This is a genomic window from Microbulbifer sp. ABH2_005, from assembly GCF_056160005.1.
The window spans coordinates 269,433-290,886 of sequence record NZ_JBSWWI010000001.1 but is presented as its reverse complement, the minus strand read 5'-3'; the positions used below and the strand labels follow the sequence as shown (position 1 = coordinate 290,886).

Below are 21,454 nucleotides of genomic sequence, written 5' to 3'. Positions count from 1 at the left end.
GGCCTAAGACACCGACCTTAACATCCCTTGGACCTGCATTGGTGAAAACCTGTGCTAACCCATCCCGCAGCTGAGGCTGAGTATACGGCGAGCTGCTTTGGGGAAATCTCTAACCTGCGCCTTGCCCCAACTAGGGTGCGCACGGATTTTGCCCCCCAGGAAGGCAATGGTTTGACTCTAAATCCATGGTTGTTTACACGGCCCACTGGCAATAGAGAGGTGTGTAATGCATAACCGACCTTCGCTGCAAAACCATCAAACTATACCTACACGACAGAAAACATCCCTACAAAAAGTACAAGGAACTCTACGTAAAAACGCTTCATTCGCCGCTGCGCTGATGGTTGTAGGATCGGCAATATTGGCCCCCCTGGCCTATGCTGCGGATTATTCCAACCCCTACTCCCGCCAGGACTCAAGGTATGTCGCTCATCAGGGGCATGGAGGGCATTATGACCGGCACTCCAGATACAGCAGGGATTACAGGTACCGAAGAGAGTACAGAGGACACTCGCGATACGATAGGAATCAAAGAAGTTATTCTCGATACAACAGAAACCAAAGGAGCTATTCTCGATACGGCAGGTATCAACGGGCACAGCCACAGAATGGCCGACACATGTGGTTTAAAGCCAACGTGCAAGGCACACCGCGTATTGTGATCGACCTCAGTGACCAGATGGCCTACTTCTATAAGGGTGGACGTCTTGCTGGCATGTCTCCGGTCTCTACCGGTAAACCCGGCCACCGTACACCCACTGGCAACTTCCGTATTTCAGAGAAGAAATACAGTCACCGCTCAAACCTGTACGGTCACTATGTAAGTTCTCGTGGCTATGTAGTGCGTAGTAATGTGGATGTGCGCCGTCACCGTAAACCTGCCGGGTCTCGTTTCCGCGGAGCCTCTATGGATTACATGATGCGGATTAATGGTCCGGTCACCATGCACGCCGGTTATGTACCCGGCTACCCAGCCTCCCACGGCTGCATCCGTATCCCCTGGCATATGGCGAAAATTTTCTACAGCCACGCCAGAGTCGGAACTAAGGTATCCGTCGTGCCCTAGGCAAAACCTACGTACTTACTAAAAGGCACTATAAAAAAGGCGGACTATTAAGTCCGCCTTTTTCTTTGTCTGAAAAAACCGCTGTTATTGAGAGACTTCTGCCCCTTCTCGCTTTGCAGTTTCCATACGGGTGAAATAATCGTGAGCTGCACGGTTAACGTGCCTTGCCAGCAATAATGTAGAAAGCATGGTGGGTACGGCCATTACGGCGTACATACCGATGATAATGCTGTTAACCGCGCTCAAAGACGCGACCGCACCCAATACAATCAGAACCATATAGAGCCCGGTATAAAGACCCTGCCAGCGGCCACCGAAAAGAAATACATAGCACTTCATACCGTAATACCAGCAGGTGACGATGGTGCTAAAAGCCAGAGGGAAAACCATAAACAGCAACAGAATGGGGCCCAATTGACCAAACACCTGAGAAAATGCCTGAGCAGTCAGAGTCACACCGGCCACCCCCTCACCCTGTTGCCAGGCGCCAGTGAGTAGGATCACCAGAGCGGTACAGGTGCAGATCAGCAGGGTATCTACGATAGGCCCGAGCATAGCCACCACGCCTTCGCGCACTGGCTCGCGGGTTTTTGCCGCACCATGGGCCAAAGATTCCGTACCGATTCCCGCCTCGTTGGAGAAAGCCCCCCGGCTTACACCAATGGTAATTACCGTACCCAAGGCACCGCCTGCAATCGCCTGGCCACTAAACGCATCGCTAAAAATCAGGGCAAATGCCGCGGGCACCTGCTCCCAAAAACTCGCTATCACGATCAGAGTCATTACCAGATAAAACAGTACCATGCCCGGTACTATGCGCGCGGAGAATTTGCCGATGCGCTGGATACGCCCGGCAATCACATAGGCAGAGGCGATCGCAATTAATAAACCAATGGCAAAATCAAACAATAGCGAACCACCCGGTGCAACCCAGCCCATCGGCTCGGCGAAAGATTCACGCAACAATTGAGTAGTCTGATTAGACTGGAATACGGGCAACATACCGCACAGCCCCGCCACGGCAAACAGCACCGCCAGCGGTGTCCAGCGCCTGCCCAAGCCTTCGCGAATCACATACATGGGTCCGCCCTGCAGTTCCCCATTGGCATCACGGCCACGGAACATCACCGCCAGAGTCGCGGTATAAAATTTGGTGGCCACACCCACTAAGGCCGTGATCCACATCCAGAAAATCGCTCCTGGGCCACCGGCAGTGATGACAATGGCCACGCCGGCAATGTTGCCCAAACCCAAAGTGCCAGAAAGCGCCGTGGAGAGTGCCTGGCTATGGTTTACTTGGCCAGGATCATTGGGGTCATCATAACGGCCACTCAACAAGCCAATGCTATGGCTCAAATGGCGGTAGGGGCGGCCCCGGGAATACATCAGCAGTGCCAAACCACCGCCAACCAGTAACACCAATAAAGGCGGCCCCCAAACAAAATTAGCGAAGGCCTGTAAGGCCCGATCAATGGCATCGAAAAAAGACATAAGCTTGCGTCGTTTTCTGTAAGACACCGCCAGTCTAGGTACGCTCACACCAAACTGTCAAAATGCTCCCATAAAATCCCATAGGTCAATCAATGCGAAGATTTTGGAAAAACAGGGAATCCCAGCAATAAAAAAGCCCCAAATAGGGGCTTTTCTAACGACCTTTTACAGCTTTTTATCAAGCTGTAGTAGTTGTCTTTAATGCGGGCTCGGGTTCTGAACTCTCCCTCACAAGCGCTACTGATATAGCGCCAAGCAACATGCACACTCCCGCCAAAACAATGATGTAAATTGCCTGGTTTTCGAAAACTGTTTTCAATATCAGGCCAGCTACCAGGGCAGAAACAATCTGCGGTGCGGCGATAGTGAAATTAAAAATCCCCATATAAACACCGGTCTTATCCGCCGGCAGCGAGTCAGAGAGGATCGCATAAGGCATCGCCAGAATAGCGGCCCAGGCAATGCCCACTCCCACCATGGGTAACAATAATCCCAGGGCACCACTGGGTACGGAAACTTCAGTAATCAGCAGATTCACCTGAGTAGGCTCGCCTCCCTGGAAGAACAGGAAGCTGATGTAGCCCAAACCGCCCAGTGCCAGCGATAGGGAATAAGTGAGCTTACGCCCCAGCACCTGAGACAAACGGGCCAGGACAATAGAGAAGATCGCTGCAAACAGGGAGTAAGCAGCAAAAATAATCCCTACCCAGTCACCGGCAGCACCCTTAGCGGCAGCGATATGTGCGGGAATTTCTTTGACACTTTCCAAGTAAACTGGATCAAACCACTTGGCTTCCACTCCCCAAACGTGTTGAGTGATCGCAGGCGTGGTGTAAACCCACATAATAAACAGGGCAAACCAGGAAAAGAATTGCACCAAGGCCAGCTGGCGCATGGTGCGCGGCATTTTAATTAGCAGCTGGAAAAAACCGATCAAGCGCTTTGCCAGTGGGGCTTTTTGCTGTCGCTCCCGTTCCAGTTGCGCGGAGTCGAGACCTTTATAGGCATTGTACTGCTCTGGCGGATACTCCTTGGTACGCAGCACGGTCCACAACACACTGCCCAGCAGCACTGTGGCGCCGATATAGAAAGCCCATATAACGGAGGGCGCCACCTCTCCCGCACGGGCGGTATTTTCCAGACCAATCACATTGGTCAGGATAAATGGCAACATGGAGCCGAAGATGGCGCCAATGTTAATCAGCAAAGACTGTATCGAGTACCCCAGGGTGCGCTGCTCTGATGGCACCATATCGGATACCAGAGCACGGAAAGGCTGCATGGTCACGTTAAAGGCCGCATCCATCATCGCCAGCATAACGCCGCCGAAAATAATGGGGGCCACTATCGCCACCACAATCCCGGCATTGGGCATAAACGCCATCCCCAGGGCTGCAGCAATGGCACCAAAAAGGATAAAGGGGTTGCGGCGACCGAAGCGACTCCAGGTTCGATCCGAGGCCGAACCCACGATCGGCTGTACGATCAGTCCCATGAGCGGTGCCACTATCCAGAACAGCGATAGAGAGTGCAGGTCCGCTCCCAGATCTGAAAGAATCCGGCTGGCATTGGCATTTTGCAGGGAAAAGCCAAACTGTACGCCGAGAAAGCCGAGACTGACATTCCATACCTGCCAGAAGGGCAAGCGCGGTTGCTGGGCTTGCGGCGCAACGGCGCTGCATGCTGATTGGGTCATAGAGGTCACCGCATCACTAGTTATGCTTATTCTGCCATTCTCACACGCAGTCCCGGAGCATCCATCCTCCCCCATAGGGGAGGATGCGGGCCAGATCCTTCGCTTTAGGATAAACTCAGGCCCATGCGTATACGCCGGGCCAACACGAAACTGTGAATCCTAATCAAGCAACTGAAGTCCCGCGCGATGATCCTAAAACTCCCACTCCTGCGCCTGGTGTGTCTCGCAGCTACACTCTGCCTGAGCGCTCAATCCCTGGCCGCTGAACAGCGTAACTACCGCGATCACACCATGAGCGAAGACTCACTAACTGTACAGACGAGTGAGGGCGAGGTCACCCTCACCCCGGTTGGTCCGTCAGCGCTATCGGTGCACTATCGCCGCGAAGGCCTGAAGCAGTTGCCCTCATTTGCGTTGGCCACCGATTCTGCCAACCGATCCGAGGCGACGCTGGAGCAAAAAGGGAACAAGCTCGTTTACCGCACTGGCTCGCTTACTGCAGTCATCCACAAGTCTCCTTTCCGAATCGAGTACTTGCGCGGTAGCGAACAAATCCTGAGTGAAGAGAGTGGTTTCTTTGCCACCGAGACGATGCGCGGATTCCGTTTCGCACTGTCGCCAGAGGAAAAACTGCTGGGTGGCGGAGAGCGGGTTATGGGGATGGACCGCCGCGGTCAACGCCTGCCCCTATATAACCGTGCCCATTACGGATACACCACCGAATCCAACCAGATGTATTTTTCCCTGCCAGCAGTACTGTCCAGCAACAAATACATTCTGCTGTTCGACAACTCTGCCACCGGCACCCTGGATCTGGGCGCAAACGAAGAAGATATCCTGCAATTTGAAGCTGTAGCCGGGCGCACCGCTTACATCGTGGTAGCCGGTGAGACTTATCCACAGTTGCTGGAAAATTATGTATCCACCACCGGCAAACAGCCCCTGCCACCCCGTTGGGCCCTGGGTAACTTCGCCTCCCGCTTTGGCTATCACAGCGAAGCTGAAGTCCGCGCAACCGTGGATAAGTTTGCCGAAGAAGATTTCCCCCTGGACGCCCTGGTGTTGGACCTCTACTGGTTTGGCCCAGATATAAAAGGTCATATGGGCAATCTTGCCTGGGACAAGGAAGTCTTTCCCGAACCAGAAAAGATGATGGCCGACCTTAAAAAACGCGGCATCAATACCATCCTGGTGACCGAGCCTTTTGTCCTCTCCACCTCCGAGCGCTGGCAGGAAGCCGTGGCGAATAATGCCCTGGCGAAAAACCTGGCCGGAGAGCCTAAGCGTTTTAATTTCTATTTCGGCAATACCGGCCTGATCGATGTCTTCTCCGAAGATGGCCGAGACTGGTTCTGGAATATTTACGACGGGTTATTGGAACAGGGCGTAGCCGGCTGGTGGGGCGACTTGGGTGAACCGGAAGTTCACCCCTCCGATACCGTTCACGCAATCGGTATGGCCGATGAGATCCACAACGCCTTCGGCCACGCCTGGGCGCAATTACTGCACGAACGCCAAACGGCAAAGCACCCTGAGCGTCGCCCCTTTATTATGATGCGCTCCGGTTTTGCCGGCTCCCAGCGCTACGGCATGATTCCCTGGACCGGCGACGTCGCTCGGGAATGGGGTGGCTTACAGCCCCAGGTGGAATTGGCTCTGAGTATGGGCTTGCTGGGCTTTGGCTACACCCATTCAGACCTGGGCGGCTTTGCCGGCGGTGAGAAATTTGACCGCGAACTCTACATCCGCTGGTTACAGTACGGCGTATTCCAACCGGTTTACCGCCCGCACGCCCAGGAGCATATTGCTTCCGAACCGGTTTTCCACGATCGCCGCACCCGCGATATCCTGCGCGAATATGTAAAACTGCGCTATCGCCTGCTGCCCTACAACTACACCCTCGCCTTCGAAAACAGCCAGACCGGCATGCCACTGATGCGCCCGCTGTTTTTCGAAAACGAAAGTGATCTGTCTCTACTGGACTACAAGGATGCCTACCTGTGGGGTCAGGATTTCCTCGTTGCCCCAGTCGTGGAAGAAGATGTGGATGAGGTCGCGGTAAAACTGCCCGGCGGCACCTGGTTCGATTACTGGAGCGATAAACAATATTCTGGCGATCAGGCTTTGGTAGAAGTGACTCTGAAAACTATTCCTGTACTGGTGCGGGCCGGCGCCATTATTCCCACCATTGACGTTATCCACAGCAGCCGTGATTACTCCAGTAAAAACTTGACCTTGGACTACTACGCGCACTCCTCAACAGCAAAGTCCGAGCGCTATGTTTATGAAGATGATGGCGCTACCGCGCAGGCTTTAGAAAAAGGCAAATACGAGAAGCTACATTTCTCAGCTGAAAACAAACAGCAGGGTTTAACCTTCGCCTTTAAGCGTGAAGGAGACGGTTATACCGGTATGCCGGAATCCCGCAAGGTCAATTTAAAGATCCACAACTGGCAACAAGTGCCCGTGCAGCTCGATATTAGCGGCGAATCCCTGCCCATTTTCGACAGTGAAAAAGACTTTGCTCAGGCACCCCGTGGGGCCTGGTACAACAAGCGCAAGCAGCAACTGCTGGTTAAATTTGACTGGCACAAAGAACCGCTGAATTTAATGCTCAAAAATCAATAATTCAGCAAACCGCTGTTCACTGACAAAAAATTTAAAGTCATCAGGAAACAATGAAGAAGTTACATTCCCTGTTTATTGCCAAACTCCTTTCGGCTTCCCTACTGGGTGCTGCTCTATTCGGCACTGCCGGCTGCAGCCAGGATAGCAGCCCGGAAGAAATACAGCCCGCTGAAAAAGTTGCGGAGAAAAAAGCTGTTATCTACCAAGTGCTACCGCGCTTATTTGGCAACACTAACAGTACCAACAAACCCTGGGGCACACTCGAAGAGAATGGTGTAGGCAAGTTCGCTGACTTTACCCCAAAAGCACTGAATGAAATCCACGCGCTGGGCGCCACCCATATCTGGTACACCGGCGCCCTGCACCACGCACTCGTTGGCGATTATACGAAATACGGTATCAGTAACGATGATCCAGATGTGGTCAAAGGCCGCGCCGGCTCTCCCTATGCCATCAAGGATTACTACAGCGTAAACCCGGACCTGGCCAATAACCCAGCAGAGCGAATACAGGAGTTCCGCGCACTGGTGGAACGCAGCCACGCGGCCGGTCTGAAAGTGATTATCGATATAGTGCCCAACCATGTAGCCCGCGCCTATCATTCTCTCGATAAACCCCAAGGCGTACAGGATTTTGGAGCTGGCGACAACACCCAGGTCACCTACGCCCGCAACAACAATTTCTACTATGTGGTGGGAGAAGACTTCCGCGTGCCCGTTGCAGAAGACAGTTATCAGCCTCTCAATGGCGAAGCCAATGATCTTGTCGATGGGCAGTTTATAGAGAGTCCAGCGAAATGGACCGGTAATGGCGCGCGCAGTGCACAACCTGCCATGCACGACTGGTATGAAACCGTCAAAATTAATTTTGGCGTTCGTCCCGATGACAGCAAGAATTTTTCTGAGCTACCCCAGGAATATGCCGAGCGTGACTACCGGGCCCACGCCCAGTTTTGGGCAGACAAGAAAGTCCCGGACACCTGGGAAAAATTCCGCGATATCGCCCACTACTGGCTGGACTTTGGCGTGGATGGATTCCGCTATGATATGGCCGGTATGGTACCGGTAGAATTCTGGAGCTACCTGAATTCCTCCATCAAAATGCGCAACCCCAACACACTGTTACTTGCCGAAATCTATACTCCAGAGCGCTATCGGGATTATCTGCATCTGGGCAAAATGGATTACCTCTACGATAAAGTCGGCACTTACGACGCTATTCGTGCGGTCATGGAGAACAAGGGCAGCACAGATAAAATCGCAGAGGTACAGGCAAGCCTGGTAGATATTTCCTCTCATATGTTGCGCTTTATGGAGAACCACGACGAGCAGCGTATTGCCAGCCCACAATTTTCTGGCAACCCAGAGGCTGGCAAACCTGCAATGCTGGTGTCTGCCGCGCTCTCTCCAGCCCCTACCTTGGTTTACTTTGGCCAGGAGTTAGGAGAGCCCGCCAACAAAGATGCCGGCTTCGGTAAAGCCAGCCGCACCACCATTTTCGACTACTGGTCAGTACCCAGTGTGCGCCGCTGGAACAATGAGGGCGCTTTTGACACTGCACTGCTGACAAAAGAAGAAAAAGAGCTGCGCATCTTCTACCAGCGCCTGCTTAATTTCTCCAAACAGAGCCCGGCCTTACTTGGCGATTATCTGGACTTGCACAGCTACAACCGCAAGCAAAACTCTGGCTATGGTGAAAAACAATTCTCCTTTGCCCGCTGGAGTGAACATGAAAAATTGTTGGTAATCGCCAACTTCGATAACAGGGCAGTGGAGTTTAATTTTCAGTTGCCTACAGCACTTCTAGAGGCCTGGAAACTACAACCGGGCAGCTACCTGGCTGAAAGCCAGATATCCAATAAGGTGGCGAACCTTATCTTGGAAAAAGACCAAGCCTCCACAAAGATCCAGTTGGCACCCTACGAAAGCCATATCTTTGCAATATCCACTACTCCCCAGAAATAGCTACTCAGCCCTGGAGGGGACTACTCCCCTCCAAGAACGCTTAAGCACAGCAATTTATACCCACCCTCCCCCCTTTCTCACAACATAATCCCGACAATCCCTAACCATACTCATCAGGTAACTCGCTTGACATAAACACCACCCCATGTATATTGCCTGCAATTATATTGTGCACAATTTAAATAAAAACCGAAATTGATATGCAAGGGGAGATTATGAACAGACAACCTAGCCGCTATTTTTCACCGCTAAATCTAATTTTGACTGCACTTTTAGCATCAGTAGCACTTCCTACAATGGCTGAAACTAACAAGGCTGAACAGAGCGAAGCACCTATCCAGGTGACAGACGAGACTTTTAACTGCATCCGAGATATGACCAAGGTGCGGGGGTTTTATGTGGATAATTTACTGGGAGACCAGGATGGGACTCTAGAGGTCGCAAACTCCAGCACTGGAGGTGTTTATCCTCCTGGATCAGTGGTCCAGTTAGTCCCCGGGGAAGTGATGGTCAAACACCAAAAAGGCTTTAACCCCGCCACTAAAGATTGGGAGTTTTTTGAACTGGATGTTTCTGAAGAAGGTAGCAAAATCCGTAAGCGAGGTTTTGTTGATGTAGTTAACCGTTTTGGAGGTAACTGCTTTGCCTGCCATATCCAGGCCAAACCGCAATGGGATTTAATTTGCGAGACCGGACACGGCTGTGAACCCATACCACTGACAAAAGAAATACTGGCCTTGTTGCAAAAAACCGATCCTCGTTGTGAATCGAACCCAAAGTTAAATCAAGAAAAGATTGCAAAATTGCAGGCGCTACAACAAGCACTGCTGGCTAAAGAAAAAGAAAATAAATAACTAAAGAAGCCTGCAGACCAGCTTCCTGGCCTGCAGGCTCTTATCAATTACAGTGCAATCACACTATAAGTCATAGTTTGATCATTCACCTGCACCTTGTAGCTTCCGCTTACAGAAGTGTAGATATCAGACCCACCCTGCTCCAAGTCACCATCGGAGTCGCTATCGCCGTAGTTTTCACTCCAGTCAGCATTAACATCGAACTTGAAACGCTGCTGGGATTGACCATCAAAATTTACCTGGATTTCCCAGGTATTGTCGGCAACTAATTCCATAGCGTCAGCACCCCAACTATTTGGTGTGCCACGAAAATAAAATGAGTAAAAATTGGATGCGTAACTACCACAGTCTGCACAGGTCAGGCTGTAGTTCAAGGTTTCATCATTTACCTCAACAATATAGGTACCTGATACATCGGTGTAGATATCATCCCCACCCTGCTCCAGAGAACCATCTGCATTGTTATCCCCGTAGTTTTCAGCCCAGTCACTGCTGACATCAAACTTAAAGCGCTGGTTTCTGCTGCCATCAAACACCACAGTGGCACGCCAGGTATTATCTGCAACCAGGGTCATCGCCTGAGTGCCCCAGCTATTGGGCGTACCGCGGAAATTTAATGCCGTAAAGTTTTGAGCATAACTAGTATTGGGATCAGTCACGGTGATGGTTGCCGTAGCACTATCGGTCAGGCCATCGCTGTCAGTAACAGTGACTGTCTCGGTATAAGTGCCCGCAGTGGCGAAGCTCAAAGTCGTCGAGGAAGAACTACCACCACTGCTCCAGCTGTAAGAAACCACACTACCGTCGCTATCAGCAGAGCTGCTGGCATCCAGGGTGACACTCTGATTGACCTCTACTGTGCTGGATACTGGAGTCACACTTGCAGTGGGTGCCTGCTGGGAAGAGACCTCGGTGATCGAATAGGCCAGAGTCTCATCATTTACTTGAATGAGGTAGCTACCGGTTACCGAGGTATAAATATCTGCTCCGGTTTGATCCAGCGTGCCATCAGCACCATCGTCACCGTAATTTTCGGCCCAGTCACCATAGATATCCAACTTAAAGCGTTGGTCTGCCTGGCCATCAAAATTAACCACCAATTGCCAGGTATTATCTGCTACCAATTCAAAAGCTGTTGCTTCCCAATTATTAGCTGTGCCACAGAAATAAAGGCTGGGGAAACCTGCACCAGAACATTCATCACCACAGGGACTAGATAGCTGCCCACCGTGAATGGCAGCAGCGGAATAAGCTGCAACATTGAAGGTGGCATAGCCATTGCTGCCTACGGAAATAACATCGCCACTGCACTCATCATCTCCCGCCAGGACATTGCAGTAGTCCCCTGCAGGAAGGCCTGTATACAGTGTCTGGCTGAAAGAATTACCCTCGTTATTGATAACGACATAGCCTTTATCACCGCGTCCAAAGGCAATCTGATTATCTCCGTTATCCCACCAATTTTCCATACTGGTGCCATCGGTATAGTTACGGAAACCCACCATATTGGCAATATTGCCCCATCGGTGCTGACATACCCATTCATTGTTTTCACAGCTTTCCGGTCCAGTGCTCGGGGGACCAATATCCGTATCAGTAAAGTCATAACCTGACATTACCTTCGGATAGCCATAGGGGTGTGCCAGCATAAAAACGTTGGCCAGGTTGTACTTGTAGCCATCGTGATAGGTCAGGTTACCGCCACCACCGTGGCCACGCTCACGATCGTGGTTGTCTATAAAGTGAACTGCATCGCTGGAAGACAAAAGCCCCCAACTCTCGCCAATAGTGGCAAGATTTTTAATCTGACCGTTAAAGTTGCTGGCTACATCGGTGCCATATTTAAATTCAGTGACACGGCCTAGAAAAGTATAATTGTAAGGCTGGATTTCTGAGGCCTCGCCAGCAGCACCGATAACCTCGGAAAAGATCCAGGGGTTGCCAGCTTGATTCACAATTGCCTGTAAATCGCCGGGGGACATATGCTTGACCGCATCAATACGGAAGCCATCGACTCCCATGCCTTTTAATTTACTGAGGTAGCCAGCGAGTTCTCCTTGCACATAACTGGAGCCGGTATCCAAATCTGGTAAACCACTCAACCGACAGCTCCACACATGATTAGCATCATTGTAGTTATTAATGGTGCAATCGGAGTGATAGTCGTTATCAGAAAACTCCGGATGGTCCAGCAAGGTCCACTGGGTGCCCCCCCAACCGGTGCCACCGCCATTCCAGGCCGCCGTATGGTTAATTACCGCATCGGCGTAGACTTTCACACCTGCTGCATGACAACGGTTGATCATACTTTGCAGCTCTTGCTCAGTACCGCTGCGACTGGTTAAGTTGGTATAAGTCACTGGCTGATAGCGCGCCCACCAGGTGGACAGGCTGATATGCTCATTGGGTGGAGATATTTGCACCGCATCAAACCCCTTAGGCCCGAGAAAGTTCTCACACTCACTGGCGATATCATTCCAGCTCCACTCGAATAAATGTACAAAAGCGGTACCGGCATTAACGTGGGCACTAGACAGTGTACCAAGCAAAAGGCCCGTACTGGCCAGTAGCCTTTTTAGGGGAAATGGATTGTTCATCTTTGCTTTCTCTTTACTCATCTTTTCGCTGTTAATTTTTAAAAGCCAGGTATCCGAGTCCTCAATCACACAAACAGTGAGCCAAAGGGACTAGATCTCCTGAGTTTGAAGACCGAAGTCACGGATTGAGAAACAGCAAGCTTTGACGCTGAGAAAGGTTATTCCACCAAAGGTAAACGAAACCAAGGGCGCAACAATCAAAATGAGGTTCAAATTGTCAAGCATTCACGACTAGGCTCAGCAACCGGAAACATCCAAGCGAAAAGCTGGTATCCGTGAGAGCGAATGACTGCCAGTGAATGTCAAGCATGGAAATAAATAAACCTAGTTATTGTTGTTATACCTAACTCAAAAAGCGCTTCTAACCCAATGACTCTGGCACAAGTGTCCACCCTCTCTGGGGTGTGACCTATTGCAGAGTAAAGAAATGGTACTAACGCACACATCCCCCTTCAGGGGGGCGTAGTAGTTTTATCTGCAGAGATTTGAACTTAGTGACATGAGAAGCAGTGCGGTGTTCAGAAAACAACAGGATTAAATTTTAGGCGACAGCTTTCAAATTAAGCTGAGTCAGTGAAGTTTAAGAATTAATAACCATTTAAAAACAACCCTATTTGACATAGACCAATACCATTTTATCTTGCTAAATATCAGCTCATGGTAGCTAGAGCAATTACAATTATCACTCTCGTATAAATTACTAACATGTCAATCACTATAGGGGTTCAGATTATTAGCCACAGACTGCTCTAATATTTCCTTTCTATTTACTAGGCGACCCTATCCAGCCTAAAACCCATCGTTTTGATTCCACCTAAATAAATTAGGCATGTATCATCCATGATGACCGTGTTGAACTAGAGACTTCTTTCACTATGATCATTATTTCCGATCTAGCGAAATTAAAATTAGAATTTTTGAAAAGCCTATTGGAATGGTAAGGAATTATTGAGATAGTTGTAACAATATCCGCATCGCAAATGTTACATCAGTGCCAAATTCATAAAAAGAGATAATTTAACTTATTTTTTGGTAGCTAAGGTTAAACTAGTTCCAGAATAGTAATCAAAATAATAGTGGTCATGATGATCACTATATAAATGTTAGCCCCTTAAGGACATTTACAAAGGCATCCCATATGAATCGACTTATGTTGTTTGTACTGTTTTTTGTATCCTCCAGCGTCTACGCGATCATTATTCGAGATGACGTTGACGATTCAAAATATAGAGTGCTTGGGTCTGAATATCCTGCTCTTGCAGACATACCTGGTGAGGGGCACGGAATACTCATTGCTCCTCAATGGGTAATAACTGCCGCACATGCGGTCTCATGGCGCCCTGAACAGATAATCCTCAATGGAAAACCCAGGAATATAGAGCGCCTGATAATACACTCGGGATACAAAAAACCGTCACAGGAGCTACTTGATCATGCATTGGCCACTTGGGAGTGGACGCTGTTTGCAGTGCTGCTCTCCTCCTCAGATGACATTGCACTTCTCAAATTGGCACAACCCGTTACTGATGTCTCTCCTGTCGCCATCTACAAAGGAGATAATGAGTTCGGTCAGAGCATCAAGATCATTGGAAAAGGCGCTACAGGTACCGGCGTCACTGGGTACAACTTTCATGACTCGCACCCTACTGAACTTCGTCGTGCGGAAAATAAAGTCACAAGCGCTCATGGCCGCTGGTTCTGCTATGTGTTTGATGCACCACCGGAAGCACTACCCCTTGAGGGCGGAGAGGGGAATGGTGATAGCGGCGGTCCAATCTTTATCCAAGCTGATGACGATTGGCTGTTGGCTGGATTGACTTCATGGACAGCTCCACAAGGTGCTATCAGGAATCCCCCGGGGCAGTATGGGCAGATTAGTTGTAATGTCCGCCTGAGTCACTATAAAGAGTGGATTGGAAATGTAATCTCTGCACAGTCGCGAGCAGATAGCTAACACAAAATCACCGGACCAGAGCGACAAGCCACACAGGTCGGTGAATTCAAACGTAGATTTTATGGGGCATCTGGATGCTTGAATGGATTTTGATATTTGTGTTTGGTGGTAGTACGGTTGTTACTCCTGAACCAATTTACATATCCGATCAACCATTCTCAATCTCTTTTGATAAACCAATTAGCGCTTATAACAAGTGGGCTACATTTCACTTTGATATTAGCCAATATTCTAATGAAGGCTTAGATTATCTGAAACAAAATCAGTATCTACGCTCAATTTTCCCAGAAGGCTGTATAAAACTTATTCTTATTGGTGAAAATGGTAGCAAGTATAACTTTACCAATTCGGCCCTTGGGTGAAATAGTGCTACTGACATTTGGTCCATACTGAGCACTAGTGAAATCTACCTAACATTAAATATTTATCTGCAAAAGTTTCATCTTGCAAAGCGTTGTCAGCTATCCAAATAAGCTGGTTCAACTATGGAAAAATCTAACAATCGCATGCATAAAAAACCTAAGTGTCGACAATTATGGTACTCCAGGCGCACTTTGCTACAATTTGATCTACTACAATGTCTCCGGTGATACGGGCATTAGGCAGAGGCCAAAGTCATGGAAAGATATAAATATAATATTTTTGGTAGAGAAGTCTTAGTTGAAAGAAGAAAAAATCACTGGAAAACCTTCTATCAGAGCTCTGAAGGCAAGCGCCGAGACACCGAAATATTTGTTCCGCCAGAAATTACGGAAGGTGGGTTAACTCAGTATTTATCTGGTCTCTGCCATGAATGGGCAACTGAAAGTCACCCATTTGTGGTACGTCTCGGTAAAAAATAAACGGATATTCACAAAGAGTCCGCTTAACAGCTTCAAGCAGAATATTGAGGGTGTTAGTAGTAAGACCTATACACAATTATTAGACACCTTGTATAGTTAGACCTCGGCCTAACACAGAGGCAAGATCAGTAATCAACAAAATTTTAGCCACACGGAAAAAAGCATGTTAAAGAAGATCATAAAAGCCACATTGGTTTATTCATTTTTTATGGGCCAAAGCTTAAATGCCTCTACTGTTGAGGTTAATTTAGAGAACAACGATTTTGTCGGAAACTATTATCCATCTTCATCAGCTGAGCAGCAGGTTGCTGTGTTGGTCCTGGGCGGGTCAGAAGGCGGGCTACCTGAAAAGCTCGCTCAGCCAGTTGTCGACGCAGGATATCCAACGTTGGCTTTAGCCTATTTTAATGCCGATGGATTACCTCAAGAACTAGAGAAGATCCCGCTGGAATATTTTACTGAGGCTAAGTCTTGGTTAAAGAGTCAGAATAATGTAAAGCCAGATGAGTTAATAATGGTTGGCTGGTCCAAGGGTGCCGAACTGGCATTACTCTTAGCATCAAAAGATGCAGAGATTTCAAAGGTAGTGGCAATAGCACCAAGCTCAGTAGTTTGGGCAGGCATTTTAAAAGATTGGACAAAAGTACCTGCATCAAGTTGGACGGAGAAAGGGCAAGAGTTAACTCATATCCCATTTAAACCCTCTGGGCCGGTAAACGGTTTGCGGGATCTATATGCCCAGTCATTAGCGAACCGTGTTGATGGCAATAAAGCAGATATTTCTGTTAATGATATAAGAGCCAGAGTCGTACTGATGACCGGCGAAAATGATGCAATTTGGCCGGCGCCTCAGATGGCAAATGATATTTGCGATAAAATGAACGCTAAGAGCGAAAATCAGTGTGAGCACTTAATTACGAGGGTTTGGATCACTTGTTAGATTATAAGTTTTTAGACAAAGGTACGGCTATCAACGATACCTTTATCGATAAACTTAAAGGCAACTAACAAACATCGTCAGCAGATGTGTATCTCACTGCTACTTTGATCATTATTTGTAAGCGCATAATTGCGACACTAATCGTAGAGTGAGTTTAAGGCTACCATGATTCTAGAAACGATTATTACTTGCCCCAAGTGCCGACATCAAAAGACTGAGGCCATGCCTACGAATTATTGTGCCTTTTTTTATGAATGTGAACAGTGTCAAACACTGCTTAAACCAAAGCCCGGTGATTGTTGCGTTTTCTGTTCTTATGGTACGGTAAAATGTCCGCCAATCCAGCGAGGACAAAACTGTTGCGGGTAACACACATAGCAAGGGTTTTAGTCGCTGCGAAACAACACGGTTGGGGCTATCTATACTCCGCTCCAGCGGCCCCTAACCCGAACACCATAAATCATGAACAGGCTAAGCACACAAGATACTAAGAAACCTAACAAGTAATAGTGTAATTATGATCACTAGTGATCTAACAATCATAAGCGGTAGATCGCATATAAAGTCGTACCTCTACTTTAAGGAGTACGATGCACAATGAGTGAATTAAATTCGACTACCATCGCGATTTATGGCGGTGCTTTAGCGTTAGTAATTGGGCTCATTGCATTTGCGTTAAATTGGAATGTCTGGGGCGGCGGTATGCCTGGGTACAAGATATTTCTATTTCCAGGAAACTTGACTCTTGTATATGTTTGGCACCCACTGCTAACTGAGGAAATAGATTTCTGGCCTAAACTCTTTCTCCAGTCGCTAGGTCAATTTGCAGTAGCATCTGTTATTGTTTGGTTAAATACTGTTACGATAAGAAAACTACTCGCCGTTAATTCCTTGTAATGTGCAGCAGTAACTTCGATCTTACAGGCCTGTACTCACTGCGTTACAGTGGGTGTTTTACTCAAGTAGGGAAACATGAGAAAACTAATCTCTTCAGGTTCTCATCTGGAAGAGCCGATAGGATTTTCCAGAGCGTGCCGAGTTGGAAACCTAATTTCTGTTTCTGGTACGGCACCTATTAAGGATGGCCAGACCGCTTACATAGGTGATGTGTATGCTCAAACGAAATACTGTCTGGAGCTTTCGATGAAGGCCATACTAGAAGCGGGTGGAAAGCCGACGGGTATCATCAGAACCCGTATCATGCTTACGGATATATCCCGCTGGGAAGAAGCAGCAAAAGCACATGGAGAGCTATTCTCTACAATAAAACCTGCGTGCACATTTGTTGAGGTAAGTCGCTTTATAGATCTGGCATGGCTTGTGGAAACAGAAATGGACTGTGTATTGGGCCAGATATAAAAATTCGCTCAAGTACGCTCTGAGCTTAATACCCGTCACTGAACGGATTTACGACGCGTTAATATTACCCGAACCGCCCCCTTATCCCTGTATTAAGATTTTATATGAACTGGAAAGCACTAATAGAATTCGGAGCCCCTAGGCAATCTCATCAGCCGCCAATTATCAACTTGCTGATAGCTTCATGTATATTTTTAGGACTAATACCTTGGCTTGTGCTGGATGGAAAATTCCTCCTAACAAAGGGAAATTTCCGTCCAGAAGAAGTTCTTTTAACAGTCAAAGATCAACCTGTCTTTTTTTGGATTCTAGCCTTCTTCGCCTTCATTTGCGGTGTTGTGTGCTTGCTGTCTAGTATTGGAGATTATCAACTGAATGCTCGAGCACAAAAAATCAATAATCGCAGGCAGTAAACTGGTATTCTTACTGGTTCCTACAAGATATTTATCTCTACTCTCAGGCTTACAGAAAATATATAACATTGTGCCCACTTTGTTGTAGACACTTGATGCGCTTAAAGAACCTGAAAAGATGCATGAGATGACCAATCCCATGGAAACGGAAGCCCATGTGCAGATTAAAATGGGGCCTAAAAGACCTATATATTTCAAGCTATATTATGAACACTAAGCACACACCAGCCGCAAAATTTAATACACTCTGTCTCAAAGCAGGATTGCGCGAATATGTGTTATTTGAAAGTATGGATGATTCGGCCATGAGAATGAAAGACTACATTTACGAGAATGCCCTCAATAAGAAAAGGCGTAAATAAACCCTCATTGAATAACTTATCTACCCACTGGTGAATCTCTGGAACACCTATAATAAACACCCCCAAGCACGCACAGCATAAGAAAAATACTGCCTGCGTAGGCCATTACTTCCAGAGGGGTTGGTGTGGCTTCGTAGCCAGCAATAGCAAAGAGTAGCTGTCCTGGGATTGAGTCCTCCCTTAATAGTTGGGAGCTATCCCAGAGGGGCTCTTGCCCAGGCAGTAAATTTGCTTGAATGAATAATTGCGTGGCCTGAAGAATCATTCCGGCTGCCAATATGGTGAGTAATATACAGGAGGTCATCAAAGTATATTTGGGTGATAGACCACATAAAAAGTAATAAAATAATGCACCTAAACTGTAGCCGATACCGGCACCTAGCAATGCACCGATTATTACGGAGGGTAAGAGTGGTGGGTGCAGCCAAAAGGAAGTAAGGTAAACATAAACTTCTGACCCCTCACGCATAATTGCGAGTGTGACTGCCAGTAGCATAGCGCCCTGTATGATGGGTAAATGATATTGCTGCTTACGCCAGTTAAGTAACAACAAGGTGGTGACTATTGCTAATAATATATAGATTGTGATTAATATTCCGGCATTCACTAGCTCCTGACCTGTACCATTTAGCGCCTGGGAGACCCTCACAAGGTTTTCACCATAGACGATTGCAGCCAATCCACCGAGTAATAGCGCGATATAAAACCAGCGGGTGCGAAGATCCAGCATTCGGGCAGTTGCCAATAGCACACTGAGCAGCAGCGCCACTTCCAACACTTCCCGCAGTATTACCATTACAGAGGTTAACAACATAAGCCTTTCGCTACTGTGCGATAATTTTTCCCTGAGCCGTTATGGGATGGAATTCCCCAAAAAATAGATATTCTCCTGCGGGCAAAGGGCCAATAAATAACACTGCCTTGCTATTACCCATGATCACTTTTTTTCGGTTGAGCTGGTAACTCTCAAACTCTTCTGGAGAGGCATCACGATTGTAGATCACCAGTTTAATCTCCGTATCGGCGGGTACCACCAGTTCGGAAGGGTTAAAAAGATGATTGTGGATTTCTAATTTCACAGTGGGTTTACTAGTATCTGGAGCGCAGGCACTCAATAGAATTGAAACCAAAATCCAAAGGCCGGCAGCCAAAGCGCCGCTCTTTTTCTGTTTTTTATAGGTTTTTCTTCGCACCTGTAAGCAGCTACGCATCCTTGTCGTCCTTTACTTTTTTAAAACGCACGGTTATTGAAAGCCCTCGGCCAAAGTGTGACTGGCCGAGTTCGATTGAAGCTCCGTGAAGGCGTGCGATATGCTGGACAATGGAAAGGCCCAATCCGCAACCGGGGGCAGTGCTCTGGTGGCGGTCGCCACCCACTCGGTAGAACCGTTCAAAAACCCTAGGGTACTCTTCCTCTGGAATCCCCGGCCCAGAATCCTCCACTTGTAGAAGAATATCCCCTTTGATTAACCGGGTACTCACTTGCACATGGCCCTCCTCAGGAGTGTATTTCGCCGCATTGCGCAGGAGATTTTTTAAAAGAATAGTCAGTGCGAAACGGTCGCCACGCAGAAATACCCTACCGCCCAGCAGTTCCACCTGTTGCTTTCTCTGGGCAAAGATCGGGTATTCCTCTGCCAATACCTCTCGTGCCAGGGCATGAAGATTGAGTATCTCAAAGCGCGCCGGGTAGTGTTCGGGTGTAGTGCGAAATAAATCCAGCATTTGCTCTACTAAGTGCGCCATGCGCTGAACACTATCTTCCAGCTTGACCAGGCTCTGGGGCATTACTGTTTGCCCAACCCCCTCAAAATCACTCTCCAGATTATGCGCGTGTACCTGTATGGCGGCGATGGGCGTGCGCAATTCATGGGCGGCGTCAGCGGAAAAGCGCCGCTCGCGCTCAAAAGAGGCCTGCAGGCGTGCGAGTAGTGCATTAATGGATTGCACCACCGGGAGCAGTTCCTGTGGGGGACTACCTTCTGACAGTGGTGTCAGATCTTCGGCGCGTTTGCTATGCAGGTCTTCGGCGAGTTTTCGCAAACTGGAAAGACCGCGCCCTACTACAAACCAAATCAGCAACCCGGCAATCGGTAGACCCAACAGTATCGGTAGCACTGCGGCAATCGCCAGTTTTTCTGCCAGCTGGTAACGCAGGTCAGATCTCTCGGCAACGATAATCCAGTGGCCATTATCGGGAAAGTATTCGGCGAGACTGCGCCAACGATAGCCCGAGAAATTTATTTCCTTAAAGCCAACGGCAAATTCACTGAGGGGTTGCTTCGGGGCATCGGCGGAGCGCACCAGTAATTTCTTATCCTCAGACCATACCTGCATCACCATGGCCTCGGGTTGGGCCACCACCCGCTCGGCCCCTGTTGCCACCGGCATATCTGCCAATAACCTGGCAGAGGCGCTTAATTGGCGGTCAAACAGCCGCTGCGCTTCCGCCATGGTGTCGCGGTAGCCGCGCAGCGCCGAGACAAAATTGACCAGCATGATGATGCTGAGCAGCGCGATCAACAGAAAAATACGGATAGATTTCATGCGCCGCCAGCCGCTTCCAGTTTGTAGCCAACGCCGCGAATGGTCTGAATAAACTCTGGATAGATTTTTTTGCGTAAATTGTGGATATGCACATCCACAGTATTGCTGGAAACCTCCTCGCCCCAGCTGTACAGCTTATCTTCCAGCTGTTCGCGACTGAGAATATGGCCCGGGCGCTCGGCCAAGGCGCGCAGCAGGCTAAATTCCCGCCGCGACAGTTTTATTTCCTGCCCAGCCCTCGTCACGCTATGACTGGATAAATTAATGGCTACATCGCCAATCAGGATTTCCGCACTGAGACCGCTGCCCCCGCGCCTTTCCAGAGCGCGCAAGCGCGCCAGTAGCTCATCTACTGCAAAGGGCTTGGTCAGATAATCATCGGCACCGGCATCCAGGCCCTGCACTTTAGAGGGGAGATCATCGCGGGCGGTGAGAATCAATACCGGCGAGCGAATTGATTTAGCTCGCAACCGTTTCAACACCTCCACACCATCCAGGTCTGGCAGGCCTAGATCGAGAATAATCACATCCGGTGTCGCCGCCTGAGCCAGAGCAATGCCCTCACTGCCGCGGGCCGCGTGATCAACGGCATAGCCCCCTCTCTGCAGGGCGGTGACCATCCCCTCGGCCAGGGATTGGTTATCTTCGATCAGCAGGATGCGCATTGGCCTGGACTCTTCAGCAATGGAAACAGGTTAGGAGAGCGCTGTGCAACACCCTCCCCGACCGCCAGAGCATAGT

Annotated in this window: 20 protein-coding genes; 13 read left to right on the top strand and 7 right to left on the bottom strand. The window is 48.8% G+C overall.

Going from position 1 to position 21,454, the window contains the following annotated elements; genetic code table 11:
* The first annotated feature begins 422 nt into the window (after nt 1–422).
* Together ACXAFI_RS01290 and ACXAFI_RS01285 are read left to right on the top strand one after the other, a co-directional pair.
* Nucleotides 423–662: a hypothetical protein gene (locus tag ACXAFI_RS01290; RefSeq protein WP_444920185.1), complete on the top strand. Its 240-nt coding sequence runs from the start codon at nt 423–425 to the stop codon at nt 660–662.
* The gene (locus ACXAFI_RS01285) at nt 620–1,066 is read left to right on the top strand and encodes a L,D-transpeptidase family protein (RefSeq protein WP_253868728.1); all 447 of its coding nucleotides are present in this window, start codon (nt 620–622) and stop codon (nt 1,064–1,066) included. The genes ACXAFI_RS01290 and ACXAFI_RS01285 overlap by 43 nt, the downstream gene beginning before the upstream one ends.
* An 84-nt stretch (nt 1,067–1,150) precedes the next feature.
* Here the strand turns inward: ACXAFI_RS01285 and ACXAFI_RS01280 are convergent, their stop codons facing one another.
* Complete coding sequence (locus tag ACXAFI_RS01280) at nt 1,151–2,557, bottom strand: alanine/glycine:cation symporter family protein (protein ID WP_475107362.1); 1,407 nt, start codon at nt 2,555–2,557, stop codon at nt 1,151–1,153.
* A 178-nt stretch (nt 2,558–2,735) separates the two neighbouring features.
* Nucleotides 2,736–4,253 carry an MFS transporter gene (locus ACXAFI_RS01275; protein WP_475107361.1) on the bottom strand — a complete coding sequence of 506 codons (1,518 nt, stop codon included), beginning with the start codon at nt 4,251–4,253 and terminating at the stop codon, nt 2,736–2,738.
* Between the two features lie 186 nt (nt 4,254–4,439).
* Here ACXAFI_RS01275 and ACXAFI_RS01270 point away from each other — a divergent pair, with 186 nt between their 5' ends.
* From ACXAFI_RS01270 to ACXAFI_RS01260, 3 genes are all read left to right on the top strand, one after another.
* The gene (locus ACXAFI_RS01270; protein WP_475107360.1) at nt 4,440–6,881 is read left to right on the top strand and encodes a glycoside hydrolase family 31 protein; all 2,442 of its coding nucleotides are present in this window, start codon (nt 4,440–4,442) and stop codon (nt 6,879–6,881) included.
* Between the two features lie 50 nt (nt 6,882–6,931).
* Nucleotides 6,932–8,845 carry an alpha-amylase family glycosyl hydrolase gene (locus tag ACXAFI_RS01265; protein WP_475107359.1) on the top strand — a complete coding sequence of 638 codons (1,914 nt, stop codon included), beginning with the start codon at nt 6,932–6,934 and terminating at the stop codon, nt 8,843–8,845.
* A 215-nt stretch (nt 8,846–9,060) separates the two neighbouring features.
* Nucleotides 9,061–9,699, top strand: a complete 639-nt coding sequence (locus ACXAFI_RS01260; RefSeq protein WP_475107358.1) for a hypothetical protein — start codon at nt 9,061–9,063, stop codon at nt 9,697–9,699.
* Nucleotides 9,700–9,746: 47 nt separating this feature from the next.
* Here the strand turns inward: ACXAFI_RS01260 and ACXAFI_RS01255 are convergent, their stop codons facing one another.
* Nucleotides 9,747–12,296 carry an alpha amylase C-terminal domain-containing protein gene (locus ACXAFI_RS01255; RefSeq protein WP_475107357.1) on the bottom strand — a complete coding sequence of 850 codons (2,550 nt, stop codon included), beginning with the start codon at nt 12,294–12,296 and terminating at the stop codon, nt 9,747–9,749.
* A gap of 1,150 nt (nt 12,297–13,446) precedes the next feature.
* On the opposite strand from ACXAFI_RS01255, the gene ACXAFI_RS01250 reads away from it, so the two are divergent.
* The 8 genes from ACXAFI_RS01250 (at nt 13,447) to ACXAFI_RS01215 (ending at nt 17,804) form a co-directional block, all read left to right on the top strand.
* Nucleotides 13,447–14,250, top strand: coding sequence for a trypsin-like serine protease (locus tag ACXAFI_RS01250; protein ID WP_475107356.1), 804 nt, complete (start codon nt 13,447–13,449; stop codon nt 14,248–14,250).
* A gap of 74 nt (nt 14,251–14,324) precedes the next feature.
* Nucleotides 14,325–14,612 carry a hypothetical protein gene (locus tag ACXAFI_RS01245; protein ID WP_475107355.1) on the top strand — a complete coding sequence of 96 codons (288 nt, stop codon included), beginning with the start codon at nt 14,325–14,327 and terminating at the stop codon, nt 14,610–14,612.
* Nucleotides 14,613–14,867: 255 nt separating this feature from the next.
* The gene (locus tag ACXAFI_RS01240; RefSeq protein ID WP_475107354.1) at nt 14,868–15,092 is read left to right on the top strand and encodes a DUF7661 family protein; all 225 of its coding nucleotides are present in this window, start codon (nt 14,868–14,870) and stop codon (nt 15,090–15,092) included.
* Nucleotides 15,093–15,255: 163 nt separating this feature from the next.
* Nucleotides 15,256–16,032, top strand: coding sequence for an acyl-CoA thioester hydrolase/BAAT C-terminal domain-containing protein (locus tag ACXAFI_RS01235; protein WP_475107353.1), 777 nt, complete (start codon nt 15,256–15,258; stop codon nt 16,030–16,032).
* Between the two features lie 165 nt (nt 16,033–16,197).
* On the top strand, nt 16,198–16,401 hold the full coding sequence (locus tag ACXAFI_RS01230; protein ID WP_475107352.1) for a GDCCVxC domain-containing (seleno)protein: 204 nt from the start codon (nt 16,198–16,200) through the stop codon (nt 16,399–16,401).
* A gap of 228 nt (nt 16,402–16,629) precedes the next feature.
* Entirely contained in the window at nt 16,630–16,929 is a 300-nt protein-coding gene (locus ACXAFI_RS01225) for a hypothetical protein (protein WP_475107351.1), read from the top strand.
* Nucleotides 16,930–17,004: 75 nt separating this feature from the next.
* A complete protein-coding gene (locus tag ACXAFI_RS01220) occupies nt 17,005–17,391 on the top strand; it encodes a Rid family hydrolase (protein WP_444910637.1) in 387 nt (128 codons plus the stop codon).
* A gap of 104 nt (nt 17,392–17,495) precedes the next feature.
* Nucleotides 17,496–17,804: a hypothetical protein gene (locus ACXAFI_RS01215; protein WP_475107350.1), complete on the top strand. Its 309-nt coding sequence runs from the start codon at nt 17,496–17,498 to the stop codon at nt 17,802–17,804.
* A gap of 378 nt (nt 17,805–18,182) precedes the next feature.
* Here the strand turns inward: ACXAFI_RS01215 and ACXAFI_RS01210 are convergent, their stop codons facing one another.
* The 4 genes from ACXAFI_RS01210 to ACXAFI_RS01195 are packed head-to-tail and all read right to left on the bottom strand — an operon-like array spanning nt 18,183 to nt 21,378.
* Complete coding sequence (locus tag ACXAFI_RS01210; protein ID WP_475107349.1) at nt 18,183–18,980, bottom strand: FTR1 family protein; 798 nt, start codon at nt 18,978–18,980, stop codon at nt 18,183–18,185.
* Nucleotides 18,981–18,990: 10 nt separating this feature from the next.
* Nucleotides 18,991–19,377, bottom strand: a complete 387-nt coding sequence (locus ACXAFI_RS01205) for a cupredoxin domain-containing protein (RefSeq protein WP_475107348.1) — start codon at nt 19,375–19,377, stop codon at nt 18,991–18,993.
* A complete protein-coding gene (locus ACXAFI_RS01200; protein WP_475107347.1) occupies nt 19,370–20,713 on the bottom strand; it encodes an ATP-binding protein in 1,344 nt (447 codons plus the stop codon). Before ACXAFI_RS01200 ends, ACXAFI_RS01205 begins: the two co-directional genes overlap by 8 nt.
* Complete coding sequence (locus tag ACXAFI_RS01195) at nt 20,710–21,378, bottom strand: response regulator (protein WP_475107346.1); 669 nt, start codon at nt 21,376–21,378, stop codon at nt 20,710–20,712. The genes ACXAFI_RS01200 and ACXAFI_RS01195 overlap by 4 nt, the downstream gene beginning before the upstream one ends.
* Nucleotides 21,379–21,454: the final 76 nt, after the last annotated feature.